Source organism: Chryseobacterium sp. IHB B 17019, from assembly GCF_001456155.1.
GTDB lineage: Bacteria > Bacteroidota > Bacteroidia > Flavobacteriales > Weeksellaceae > Chryseobacterium.
The window spans coordinates 665,402-678,391 of sequence record NZ_CP013293.1; the positions used below are offsets into that span (position 1 = coordinate 665,402).

Annotated in this window: 13 protein-coding genes; 6 read left to right on the forward strand and 7 right to left on the reverse strand. The window is 36.7% G+C overall.

What is annotated here, in order from left to right; translation table 11 throughout:
• Position 1: 1 nt before the first annotated feature.
• Positions 2-811 (forward strand): DUF4249 domain-containing protein, encoded by an 810-nt coding sequence (locus ATE47_RS03080; protein WP_062160575.1) that lies wholly within the window; start codon positions 2-4, stop codon positions 809-811.
• Between the two features lie 195 nt (positions 812-1,006).
• Here ATE47_RS03080 and ATE47_RS03085 read toward each other — a convergent pair whose 3' ends face one another.
• From ATE47_RS03085 to ATE47_RS03100, 4 genes are all read right to left on the reverse strand, one after another.
• Entirely contained in the window at positions 1,007-1,582 is a 576-nt protein-coding gene (locus ATE47_RS03085; RefSeq protein WP_062160576.1) for a Crp/Fnr family transcriptional regulator, read from the reverse strand.
• Positions 1,583-1,624: 42 nt separating this feature from the next.
• Entirely contained in the window at positions 1,625-2,635 is a 1,011-nt protein-coding gene (locus tag ATE47_RS03090) for an NAD-dependent epimerase/dehydratase family protein (RefSeq protein WP_062160577.1), read from the reverse strand.
• Positions 2,636-2,884: 249 nt separating this feature from the next.
• Positions 2,885-3,496 (reverse strand): response regulator transcription factor, encoded by a 612-nt coding sequence (locus ATE47_RS03095; protein WP_062160578.1) that lies wholly within the window; start codon positions 3,494-3,496, stop codon positions 2,885-2,887.
• 7 nt (positions 3,497-3,503) lie between these two features.
• Complete coding sequence (locus ATE47_RS03100) at positions 3,504-6,407, reverse strand: sensor histidine kinase (RefSeq protein WP_228376312.1); 2,904 nt, start codon at positions 6,405-6,407, stop codon at positions 3,504-3,506.
• A 336-nt stretch (positions 6,408-6,743) separates the two neighbouring features.
• Here ATE47_RS03100 and ATE47_RS03105 point away from each other — a divergent pair, with 336 nt between their 5' ends.
• The 3 genes from ATE47_RS03105 to ATE47_RS03115 are packed head-to-tail and all read left to right on the forward strand — an operon-like array spanning position 6,744 to position 8,983.
• A complete protein-coding gene (locus ATE47_RS03105; RefSeq protein WP_150114765.1) occupies positions 6,744-7,490 on the forward strand; it encodes a hypothetical protein in 747 nt (248 codons plus the stop codon).
• 27 nt (positions 7,491-7,517) lie between these two features.
• Positions 7,518-8,246 (forward strand): hypothetical protein, encoded by a 729-nt coding sequence (locus ATE47_RS03110; protein WP_062160581.1) that lies wholly within the window; start codon positions 7,518-7,520, stop codon positions 8,244-8,246.
• Between the two features lie 14 nt (positions 8,247-8,260).
• Positions 8,261-8,983, forward strand: a complete 723-nt coding sequence (locus ATE47_RS03115; RefSeq protein ID WP_062160582.1) for a hypothetical protein — start codon at positions 8,261-8,263, stop codon at positions 8,981-8,983.
• Between the two features lie 360 nt (positions 8,984-9,343).
• Here ATE47_RS03115 and ATE47_RS03120 read toward each other — a convergent pair whose 3' ends face one another.
• Entirely contained in the window at positions 9,344-9,667 is a 324-nt protein-coding gene (locus ATE47_RS03120) for a hypothetical protein (RefSeq protein WP_062160583.1), read from the reverse strand.
• A gap of 23 nt (positions 9,668-9,690) precedes the next feature.
• Positions 9,691-10,482 carry an SDR family oxidoreductase gene (locus tag ATE47_RS03125; RefSeq protein WP_062160584.1) on the reverse strand — a complete coding sequence of 264 codons (792 nt, stop codon included), beginning with the start codon at positions 10,480-10,482 and terminating at the stop codon, positions 9,691-9,693.
• Between the two features lie 154 nt (positions 10,483-10,636).
• Here ATE47_RS03125 and ATE47_RS03130 point away from each other — a divergent pair, with 154 nt between their 5' ends.
• Positions 10,637-11,005, forward strand: coding sequence for a winged helix-turn-helix transcriptional regulator (locus ATE47_RS03130; RefSeq protein WP_228376313.1), 369 nt, complete (start codon positions 10,637-10,639; stop codon positions 11,003-11,005).
• A 222-nt stretch (positions 11,006-11,227) separates the two neighbouring features.
• Here the strand turns inward: ATE47_RS03130 and ATE47_RS03135 are convergent, their stop codons facing one another.
• Entirely contained in the window at positions 11,228-11,641 is a 414-nt protein-coding gene (locus ATE47_RS03135) for a winged helix-turn-helix transcriptional regulator (protein WP_062160586.1), read from the reverse strand.
• A gap of 145 nt (positions 11,642-11,786) precedes the next feature.
• Between ATE47_RS03135 and ATE47_RS03140 the strand changes: the two genes are divergently transcribed.
• Positions 11,787-12,899 (forward strand): alkene reductase, encoded by a 1,113-nt coding sequence (locus tag ATE47_RS03140; protein ID WP_062160587.1) that lies wholly within the window; start codon positions 11,787-11,789, stop codon positions 12,897-12,899.
• Positions 12,900-12,990: the final 91 nt, after the last annotated feature.

The following is a 12,990-nucleotide window of genomic DNA, read 5'->3' on the forward strand; positions in this document are numbered from 1 at the left end:
CATGAAGAATACATTTTTTATCATATTATCCCTGTTTTTATTAACTGCTTGTGAAAAAGAAATCGATTTAGATCTTGATAACAAAAGCGGAAACATTGTCATTGAAGCTAATATAACAAACCAACCGGGACCATACTTTGTAAAAATAACAAAATCTGTAGCTTTTACTCAAAGTAATCAGTATCCTGCAGTTGCCGATGCCCAAGTGATTTTAAGTGATAATACTGGGCAAACTGAAACATTGCAGTACACGGGTAATGGAATCTACCAGACCACATCTTTCAATGGGGTAACAGGCAGAACATACATGTTGAATATACAGGCTGAGGGCAAGCAATACACAGCACAAAGCACAATGCCTGAGGAGGTAGATTTTGAAGGCCTTATTCAAGATTCCTTTGATTTTGGAGGGGAAACGACTTATACGCTTTTACCTATTTTTACAGATCCTGCCACATTAGGAAACCGTTATCTTTTTAGTTTTAGCGTAAATAACAGACCCAAAAAGACATTTGAAGTATTTTCAGATAATGTGAATAACGGATTGCCTAATCAACGGCCTTTATTCCTTCCTAATGATGATGAGGATGATGATCATAAAGTTGTAGTCGGAGATACTATTCATGTTGAAATGCGGAGCATTGATAACAATATATTTACCTATTACAGTGCGCTTCTTGAGATTTCCGGAGATGGTAGTGGTCCTGGTGGTGGCATTACTCCTGCCAATCCTCCAAGTAATATCAATAATGGTGCTTTAGGATATTTTTCGGCGCATACATTGAGTGGGGGAAGTATTGTAATTCAGTAATTTTTACTTTATAGAGCTGTAGAAACAGTTGTAGAAGCTATTAAGTTGGCAGGACAGTGAACATCAATCAACAAATATTTGGAGGTCTTCAAATTCTATGATGCGCTTTGGATCAATGAATTCTGAAAGCCTCCTTGTTGTCTTTTTGAATCTGAAAGGTTTTTAAGAGACAAAAATAACCTATGAGTATGACAATTATTTAAATACCTTTCTGCGGATTCTGCTCAAGCTTTCGGGCTTCATTCCCAGGAAGGATGCAATGTAGGAAATAGGTACATTATGCAGGATTCCAGGATAATTTTTGATAAGTTTCCTGTAACGCTGCTCACCGGATAAGGTAGCCAGCTCAAGAGAACGGGTTTCGTTATAGACCACAGATTGCTGAAAAACCTCTATGCTGAAGTTTTTCATGGCTATACTTTTTGAAGTAAAATCTTCAAGGTCTTTTTTGGTGATCCGTAATAGCTCACATTCAGTGATACATTCAACATTTTCATTGGATTTTACTGCATTGATGAAAGAAGCATAAGAGGTGAAAAATCCTGGAGGACAATTAATATGGGTGGTTACTTCATCACCATTTTCACCATAATGAAAAAGCCGGAGATAACCTGAAATAATATAGTAAAGGTACTCCGGTACTTTTCCTTCTTCTTCAATGATGCGGTTTTTAGGAAAGAGCACCGGCTCAAAAAACTGAACAATCAGATCCTCGTCTTCTTTTGAAAGAATATGGCCGGATTTTATAAAATCAATTAGTTTCTGCTGCATAATACCTTTTTGGTTACCCTATATTTTTCAAATTTACAATAACTATTTCAATAGCTCTTTATGCTGAATTAAATAGGCGAGAGCTTCTTTTACTGTCTGCTGAGGACTTTTCGGGTTGAATCCCAATTCTTTTCTTGCCTTTGTAATGTCAAAATTCTGTTGTAATCCTGAGAACATGGCAATATCTTTTCGCGTTAGCATCGGAGGCTTTCCGCTTATTTTAGCAGAAAGTTCCATAATTCCCGCAATAGCAAATAACATAAACTTCGGTACCGAACCTGGTACTCTAATCTTTAGATCAGGATATAAGGTATTGGCCAGAATGGTGGTTTCTGTGATGGACATGCACTTTTCGTTGGCAAGGATGTAACGTTCTCCCGTCCGGCCATGGCAAGCGGCCAAATAACAGCCTTCTGCCACATCTTTCACATCGACCCAATTCATGGTGATCTTGGTATCTACCGGAATTTCTTTAAGGATGAGCTTCAAAATTCCGTAAGAAACATTAAGTGGAAGAAAAGCATGGCTTCCGATCATTGCGGAAGGCATAACGGAAACGATTTCTATTCCAAGCTTTTTGGCCAGCTCAAGTGCGAGCTTTTCACCGTCATTTTTAGAATTATAATACATATCTCTTCGGTCGGGATTGTAGCCGTAGCTTTCTTTGGTGGGAAGGATGGTGTAATCCAAAGCCGCTATCGAACTTACATAGACGATGCGCTTAACACCAGCTTCTGCAGCAGCTTCAATAGTGTTTCTTGTTCCCTGGATATTGACATCATAAATTTCTTTTTTAGGATCTTTTGCCCAGAGCTTGAAAGAAGCGCCTACAGCATAGAAAGTTTCCACTCCCTGAAGCGCTTTTACGAAAGATGATTTGTCGGTGATATCTGCCTGTACTACCTCGCAGTCCAGCCCGGAAAAGGGTGCTTTATTGCTAATATTCCGTACGGTAGCTCTTACAGGAATTCCTTTTTCAATCAGTAATCTAACCAGATTATTTCCTAAATGCCCATTAGCTCCGGATACCAGCGCCAGATTATTCTGTGTCATAATGTTTTGTTTTAATGACACAAAATTGCAATAACTATTTACCCATGCACTTGACTTTTGTTAGTTAATGAATCTATGGCTTTGTGGCTCATTCAGAATAAATTTTATTTGCAATTAGTAGTATAGTGAGCTGTATAGCATTTACTCAATTGTTATGTGGGAGAGGTGGTAAATGCTTCATTGGGACTTGAAGCTCATATCCCATATAATCTTCTGGTTGACAACCGAGCTTTTCTTGAAGATTTTTTGCTAGTGTAACTTTTCATAAACTTTTGATAATTCAACAACATTGCTTACACCAAGTTTTTTAAAAATTTTCTTTTTAAAGGTGCTGATTGTGCTGATCTGAATATTCAAAATGTTCGATATTTCCAAATTGCCGTGGCCGTTGGCAAGAAGCTCAAAGATTTCAAATTCACGTGGTGTGAGAGATTGCACTCCTTTTTTTTCTTTAGAATTTATAAGTATGGGTATTATTTCAGCGGGGTAATAGTAACCTGTATGCAGAATAGTATGAATGGCATAGGTAAGTTCATCTTCACTACATTGCTTGTTGAGGTATCCTTCAGCACCTTTTCTAATATACTGAAGAGCAATATCCTGATCGTAGCCTGAAAAAATAAGTATCCGTATGTTAGGCTGTAATTGTTTGATTTCATGAATCATCTCAGTATTAGTAGCTCCCGGCATATTGATATCGAGCAGGATCAGATTGTAATTATTGGCATGCAGACTTGATTTTACTGCATCATAATCTGAAGCCAGATGAACGTCAATATCAGGATATTGTGACTTTAATACCGCTCTTGTTCCCAGACGAACTACCGTATGATCATCTGCAATGAGAATTTTTCCTTTCATAAATCAATTAGTTTTTATTTTTTAAGCTTATTTCAACAATAGTTCCTGTAGGAGTATTTTTTGTAAATTTTATTTCAGCATTAATCTTCTTGATAAGCTGGATGACCATATGAAGGCCGAAACCGGAATCTTTGAATGGTGTTTTTTTATCATCTGTATTCCGGTAAATAGCATTATAGTAGAGAAGCTGTTCATCTGTCATTCCATTTCCGGTATCTGCTATTTGTAATGAAATTCTTTCCCCATTCTGCTTGGCAAAAAGGGTAATGATACTGTCGTTGGAATATTTAACGGCATTGTCAATGATGTTATGAATAATACAAGCGATGATGCCTTTATTGATGAAGCACAAAATATCATTTTGACTACGAATTTCAATTTGGTTATTCTTTTTCTTTGCTATTATATCGAAAAGCCTCTGTTTGGATTCAAATATTTCGTTCAGTGAAAATCCTGTTTCTTCAAATACGATGTTGGTGGCATATAATTTATTGTATTCCTTCAGTGTTAATGTAAATTTATACAATTCTTCAGAAGTTTGATGGATTCCTTCAAAATATTCTTTTTGAACCTCGCTATCTTTTTCTTCGTTTAATTTTTCTGCCAGCATTGCAATAAACCGGATAGGTGTTGTCAGATCGTGATTTACTGCCTCTAAAAATTTGTTTTGATATTCAGATTCCTTCTGTATGCTTTTTTTTGCGTTTTCCAGATCTTGTGATGTCTCCTGCAGTTCCAGGCTCATATTAGATACTTTTTTCTTTAGGACTTTATTCATTTTCCTGATAAATTTTGTCGTATTGAGGATAATAAGTATCACTATTAAAGACAAAAATAAAAACAATACAATTTTAAAAAACCTGGTTTGGTAAAAAAGAGGTTTAATTTCAAACGTTACGGTTTGATATTGATATTCGCCGTTGGGTGATATCAAAACTCTGATGTGCAATGTGTATTTTCCGGGACCAAGATTCCGTAGAGTATATTTTCTCTGATTTCCGGCTTCAATTTTCTCCCATTTCCGGTCCTGATAATCTATTTTAGCTTCAATTTTAAGATTGGAAGAATCCGCATAATAAGGAAGATCGATGAATATGTCTGCCGATTTATAATCATTTTCCAGATTGATATGTTGATGAAAAGGAGTAATGGCTTCTCTGCCTATTTTCACGCGCTCTATAAAGATGGTGTTTTTTTCAGGGTAATAAGTACGGACTTTCGCCGGATCGAAGAAAACAAATCCTTCCATCGAAGGAAAAACCATTTCTTTGTTGGGGAGCAAATGAGCATTGGGTACAGAACCGCCGTTAAACTCATTGGTTAATAAACCGTCCTTTTTTGTAAACCGATAATAGATAACCGGGGAGTTATTATTCTCAAAAGATCTCAGGAGCTGTTGCCGGGATACTTTGAACAGTCCATTATTGGAAGATATCCAATAATATCCGAACGGATCATCAAGAATGTCATGTGCTGATTCAAGATAATGCTGCTCATCCAGAGGTATTTTGAATAATTTTTTTTGTTTCAGCAAAAAAATACCTTCCTTATTAGTTGTAATCCATATATTTCCGTCTCTGGTTTTAACGATGTTTTTTACGTTGAATCTTTTTATGAGTACTGTTTTCCTCGTATCTAAAGATGTTAAATAAAGGCCATGAGTGGAACCTACTAAAAGATCATGATTGTTATATTTAATAAAATTATTGATAATACCTTGATACTTAAAACTGAATGCCGCTTTTTTTAAATTGCTGTCTGAAAAGAGATGTAAAGAAGAATTAATAAAATCCGTTTCAGAAATACCGTACAGGCCGAAGCTTCTGAAAACACCGTTGGAGGTTTTTCCTTTAAATAAAATACTGTCTGCAGTGACATAGCCTGAAGACTTATGTCTTCTTAAAATCATGTTTTTACGCTTATACATTATATTTCTATCATTATCATATAACATATAGTATTTTTCGTTGGAACCAAACTTATGTTCTTTAATGGCTCCGTATTTAGTATACTGATAACCCAGTGCATCAATAATAGTATTGTCACTAAAGGGCAAAGAGGCATAGCTAACATCATCAACATACGGCAAGTTCTTCCGGGCTGTATGAAATTGTGTTAATTGAACAATATTCAGTCCCTTAATGGAGCTTCCAAGATAGAGCCTGTTGTACTTTGCATCATAATACATACATCCGAATCGGTAATTGGCGAAATTTTCGTACCGGGTTACAAAGTGAAGTTTAAGCTCATTTTTATGATAGCTCACCAGGTAGATATCATCATTATGAATAATGAAAGTCTGGTCTGTAAGCTGTTGCCAATATATTTTTGTATTAGGGTCATTAAATAGAGTAGGAGTTTTATCCGTGATAACACTTTCCCTAAAAATCCGGCGAGTTTCCCTGTTTTTAGAATCTATGATAAAAAGCATATTGTTAGAAATAAAGATATTATACCTATTTGCTTTGGGCAATGTACAGATTCTTTTTTTCTCTCCTTTTTTATCAGTATAGAAGACCTTTCCTCGGTAGATATGGTATTTATCATTTCCTGTTTTGATAAGATATTGAAGTTCTGCTTCTATTTTTTTGTTCTTTGGCCTTTCCAATATCCGGCCCGACCAGTAAAATACTTTACCGGTATAATCAGGATACTTCTTTTGTATGATTTTCGGGGTTCTTTTATTGATTAGAATCTTGTTCTCTTCGTAATCATTATAAAGAAAGATACTGTCACTGTGAATATTTCCGTAAAAGCCTCCGAAATGAAAATTGTCAATGGGTAGTTTGGAATAGGTCTGGAAGCCGGCGCCGTCATATCTTACAATTCCGTTGTCTGTAGAAAGCCAGATGAATCCGTATTTATCCTTGACAATATCCTTAATGCTGTTTTGAGGGAGACCATTATCCATTGTAAACCATGAGGATGTATTTTGGGCTTGGATTTGAAAAATGATTAAAATAAACATGAGCACCCACCTCTTCATACAAAAATTATTAAATGTGTTTTTCTGATTTTTTGCAAATATATTCTAAAAAATGATAGAATAACTTCTACATGGTAGCAAAGAATGTTGCATGGTTTTTATTTCCAAAGACGGTGAGGAGGATATAAATTTGTGAAAAGATTTTGACTGTTACAAATGGTAAAATCAAAGTTAATTAATTATCAATTCTTACTTGAGATATGTGAATTGTATATTAATTATCGACAGTAATTCAATCTAAAATAACTATTATAATACAAGATGAAAATCCAATTACTTTTTTACGTCGCTATGCTGTTGGGAATTACAGTACAAGCGCAAGTAGGAATAAACACTGCCACTCCCCATCCTTCAGCATTACTGGATCTGAATTCTTCGAATAAAGGATTACTGTTGCCACGGGTAGCCTTAACCTCGACAACAGATATAACAACCGTTCCCAATCCTGCAAAAGGGCTTATGGTATATGCCACTCAGGATTCCGGAACAGGTATCACTGCGATACAGAGAGACACTTTGTATAAGTTTGATGGCACCATATGGAAAGCACTTACCACGAGAGAAAAGTTTATCTCCAATGAAATCCCCAGAATTGTTGCCGTAGGAAGAAAAACTACGGTAGAAGGATGTGTTGGGATTACCACTGCACCATTTAACCTCAACCAGAGAAGCAATACTGCTTTAATAACTACAACGGGAGGATTTACGGCTCCTCAACCTGGCTATTATATGTTTTCGGTGAAGATGACCCAACTAATGTATCCGGCTCCCGGTCAGGTTTTTGATCAAAGCCCTTATATCCATGCCCCGAATTTGGCTACTTATTCTTATTTGTATAGAGGAGCAGGAATTGGAAACCAGCGTGCATCCATTCTAGGAGTGATCTATTTAGCTCAGGGAGCAACTACCCAAGGTTTCCGGTGGAACCTGGGAAATAATAGCTGTCCGTCAGACGGCCGAATTCTGGAACAGGAAGTAATTTGGGAATATTTGGGGAATCCTTTATAAACTTTAACTAATAACAACATAAGAATTATGAGAAGAGTATTTTTAATACTATGTCCTTTTCTTTTCACCACAGGCTTAAAGAGTCAGATTGGTATAGGTACGGCTACTCCTGCTCCATCATCCGCTCTGGAAATGTCTTCCGCAAAAAAAGGGTTCTTAATTACCAGAGTGCCATTGATCTCGAAGACTGATGTAACAACGGTTGCCAGTCCTTTCAAAGGTATGTTGGCTCTGGCCTCCCAGAACTCCGGCAGTGGAGAGAATGCAATATATGAAGGACGGCTGTATAAATTCAATGGGACAAGTTGGGATGAAATGGTAGAAGAAGGGGAAATCGCTTCAGGAAGCTTATATCCAGAATTGGTAGCTGTAGGAAGAAAAACCGCCAATACCACTTGTACAGGCACTACTATGGGCAACTTTGCTCTGACAACTCTTAAAAATATTAAAACGACCATTAATGCTAATGGCTCCATTATAGCCCATAAAACTGGATATTATATCTGGAGTGTCAGTATTAAACAGTACATGCTGCAATTGGCCTACAATCCCTTTTTGCTTCCGGGGATGCTTACTTACGGGTTCCGGGAAGGTACTTCCACGACAAGAGCGTGGCAGAATACCGTATTTACAGGGTCGGTATATTTAACACAGGGACAGACTTCAGAGCCATTTCAATGGTATTTGGGAGGAACTTGCGTGGCACAAGATTTAATAGGAGAAGAGCAGGTTGTTTGGCAATACATAGGACAATAAATAATAAGATTACAATGAAAAAAAAGATATTTTTTTTACTAGCGGTTTTTGCATTAATAGCTATTCCGGGGCAAGTAGGAATAGGAACTCCTTCGCCTCATGCGTCTTCTATTTTAGAACTATCCTCACTGGATAAGGCATTACTGCTTCCACGGGTTTCCCTTACCTCAACCACAGATATTACTACGATCGCAAATCCTGTAAAGGGACTGCTTATATATAATCTTTCAGACTCAGGAACCGGAACGGGCAGGGTTTATAAAGATTTGATTTATTTATATGACGGTGCAGCATGGCAGGCATTGATGGACTATAAATTGGCAGCCAATACGGTTAATCTGCCTTTATTGTACGCAAAAGGAAGAAAAACCACTTCCTCAACATGTACAACCCTGGCAACAGATACGTTTAGGCTTAATATACTGGATAATTTGGCAACAAACGGAAGTATTACAGCAGACCGTGCCGGATTCTATAAATTTACAGCACGTATTGTCCAATATTTCCAAGTAGAATTTTTACCCTTATTAATTACTCCATCCGGTATTTTCAGTTACAATTTTCGGGGAGCTGCAGGATATCAGGATAGAAAGATAACAACTTCCGGGGTGATTTATTTAGCTCAGGGAGAAAATAGTTCAGGATTTACCTGGGGGTTAGGTGGTAATAATGTATGCAATGCCACCCATCGCATTAAAGAACAGGAAGTAATTTGGACCTATCTGGGAAATTTGTGATTATTCCCTAAAAAAAGTAACGGATTTCTTCAGAGTAAAGTAAATATAAAAAACAATAATTAAACACAGGCTAATTTATAGTATTCTAACAGCACAGATGGAATTTAAGCACCGCTAAAAAGCGGTGCTTTTTTGGAAGAAAGCTGAAAGAAGAAAAAGTCAATAAGACCAGTATTAAACTTGATATATCAAATTATCAAAGCGGTACTTACTTTATTGAATAATGACAGACAACGGGAATACCTTTAGAAAGTTTATTAAACTAATAAATCGATTCAACACTGGGCTAAGGATGAGGTTTTGAAAGAAATATTAAAAAGTTTTTCAAAAAAAAGAATGGCTAATTTTAGCCATTCCCACTTATCCGGTAATTTTCAAGGATTGTATCAATTCATCAGCTATTTCTAAATGATAACTCAATACAATAGGGCTTCCATCAAATTTTCCTGAAGCTTCTGCTTTTAAAATGATTTCCGTTCCTTTTTCTTCAAAGCTTACTGGCTGCATTGTAGCTTTGTATCGCTCGTTGGCATCCGCAATCCAATGTTCTATTTCTTTTCTTCCATTGTGCGTTTTGCCTTCATCATAAACTACGGCTGTTTCGGAAAAACAATTTGCGTAAGCAACACTGTCAAAGTTATTTTGTGTTCTTACTAATTCTGATACTACTTTAGGTAAATTCATTTTTTATTTTTTTTTTAAGGTTATTAAATAGTGGGTACAGTTCCACCGTCAATTACAAACTCAGTTCCTGTTAAATAATTGGCTCTTGGAGAGACAAGAAATCCTACTAATTCAGCTACTTCTTCCGGTTCGGCAGGTCTTCCAAAAGGTACTCCGCCAAGTGCATCCACAACACCTTGTTGAGCTTCCTCGATAGAAATATTTGAATTTTGGGCAATTGTTTCCAACCATACTTTAACATTTTCTGTCCTGATCCAGCCTGGCGAGACCGTCAGAACACGAACACCTTTTGGTGTGACTTCATTTGATAAGCTTTTACTGTAATTGATCAATCCTGCTTTTGCAGCGGCATACGGCAGAGTAGAATCGTACAGCGGTAATTTGCCCTGTATTGAAGCGATATGAATAATAACACCACTTTTTCGATCTATCATTTGCGGTAAAAAGCCTCTGTCCAGTCGAACAGGAGCAAGCAGATTAGCCTGTAAGGTTGATTCCCAATCTTCATCTGACAATGCGGTAAAGCCGCCGGCTGGTGTTGATGAGGAACCAAGGTTATTCACAAGAATATCCAGTCTACCATAAGACGAAAGCACTTCGCTGATTACTTTTTGTGTTCCTTCTGCCTTGCTTAGATCTGAAGAGATGAAATGCAGATTGCTGTTTTCCTTTTCCGGTGCGTTCCTTGCGGTAATAATAACCGTTGCTCCCGCTTGTAGCAGTCTTTCTGCAATTGCTTTTCCGGCTCCTTTTGTACCTCCTGTTACCAATGCTATCTTGCCCGATAACTCATTGTTGAAATTGAATTGTTCCATTTTGAGAATTATTTATAGGACAAAATTGGGGTATAAAAACAGTTGTCACAAGTACGGAATTACGATTCATATAGGGATAAATTTTTCCCCTATTGTGCAAATCGGAACATAGGTTTAATTTTGCAATATGTATGAGAGAAAAATAATACCCAACTTGAATTGCGGTCTTGACCTGATAGGTGAAGTGCTTTACGGCAAATGGAAGATACGTTTGCTTTGGTTTATTAATCAAGGTCATAAAAGGCCGAGTGAATTGCAGCGTAAGATACCCGATGCTTCACGAAGGGTTTTGAATATTCAGCTGAAAGAATTGGAGGAACATGAACTTATTTCAAAGATTATTTATCCGGTTGTTCCACCAAAAGTAGAATATTCACTTACAGAGTTTGGTGAGAGTTTAATTCCTGTAATAGGAGTTTTAGGTCAATGGGCAGATCATCATGAGGATAGGCTAAGAATTTTGATTATGAAGAAAATTCAAGGATCTGCCGTTACAGAGGAAGATCTAGAGAATGATGTTTGAAAAATTAGAGTTATAGTAAATTAAAAACCATAATATCCAGATCTGTAATAAAACTTCCACTATAATAGATGAACTTGAAAGTATAATTAATTCAGATCACGATCTTTTTTTCTTTTATATTTCGAATTAATAATATTCAATTAAAGAGCAGTCTCAAAAAACGATTATTTTAATACAATATCATTTAAAAACACTTTGTACTGAGTAAAAAGTACTTCAAATTCACACCCTTTCCTTGTTTACTTGAATAAGATCACAAGGAGACTTTGATATTTCCTTAATTTTCGGATTTTGAGCGATCACTTTCTCTAAAAAATCCCGGTTTTTATCTCCCCAAACATTCATAGCATCAATAATGGGCATCAATGACCAACCAATCTCGGTAAGTGAATATTCTACTTTCGGAGGTAATTGTGGATAAACTTTCTTTTTTATCATTCCGTGATCTTCAAGTTCTTTCAGTTGTACATTTAAAACACGGCGTGTAGCCTCCGGTAGTATTCTTAAGATTTCACTTGGCCGCTTTACACCCATAGAGATTGCATTAAGTAATGCCGGCTTCCATTTGCCGTTGAGTATTTCTCTAGTTAAGTGTAGACCACAATCAATAGTAAGAGGAATTTTTCTTTCGTACATAAAAGTGAAATTTAGACAAAAATACATCATATTACCAAAAGATGCATAGGGATAAATTTATCCCTATAGTATTAATTTCTCCTATATTGTGCTTTTGTTGTTATTGGATGAACTTTGTCAAGGTTAAAATTTAAAATAAACAACAATGAAAAATACATCGCAACCTCTTTTAGAGGAATATCAATTAGGAGATTTACAATTAAAAAATAGAGTAGTAATGGCTTCACTGACTCGCGCCAGGGCTACTAATCCGGGCTTGGTACCTACAGCGATGATGGCGGAATATTACGCACAGCGGGCTTCTGCCGGACTGATTTTATCAGAGGGTACCTGGGTGAATCCGCAGTCTATAGGTTTTATTAATGTTCCGGGCATTTATACCCAAGAGCAAGTGGAAGGATGGAAAACCATAACCAAAGCTGTTCATGATAATGGAGGGTTGATTTTTTCGCAATTAGGACACATTGGTGCAGGAGCACATCCCGATCTGCAGAACGGAGAACTTCCTGTTGGGCCATCAGCAGTTAATATACAATCACAATCTTTTACTCCGGAAGGTTTTAAAAATACTGTAACCCCACATGAAATGACAGTTGTTGAAATTCACAAAACCATACAGGACTATAAGCAAGCTGCTCAAAATGCAAAGGACGCTGGTTTTGACGGGGTAGAGGTGCATGCAATAGCGGGCATGCTCATCCCTCAATTTCTTAGTACGGCCACCAATAAGCGAACTGATGAATATGGCGGAAGTATTGAAAATCGTTCCCGCATTGTCTTTGAAATATTAGATGCCATCATAGAAGTTTGGGGTAATACCCGTGTTGCCATAAAATTTTCTCCTGTGATGTTAAGCAATGTTGGAATCGTGAAGCCGGACGAAGAAACAATTGCTTTATTCAAATATATATTGAATAGACTGGATCACTACAATTTGGCTTTTGTGCATATCGTAGGACCATCAGAAGACTTATCAGGAACTCCTGTAGAGGAATTGCAGGAAAATTATTTCGCTCATTTTCGCAATAATTACAGTGGCAGAATCTTGGCTAACTTAGGTTTTTCTAAAGAAAGTGCCAATGCAATCCTAAAAGAGGGTAATGCGGATTTAGTATCTTTCGGTGAGCCTTTTATTGCAAATCCTGATTTGGTTGAACGTTTTATAAATAATTTGTCTTTATCAGAAAGCGACAGAGATACGTATTACTCAGGAGAGGAAAAAGGATATATCACTTATCCTAAAGCGAAATATCCTTAATCTTAAAGATAGAGCTAACAAAAAGACATGCTGAAATTGGTAGTCCAATTTGATGTTTTGAGTTCCTATTGTAGAAACTTTTTAAGTCTAA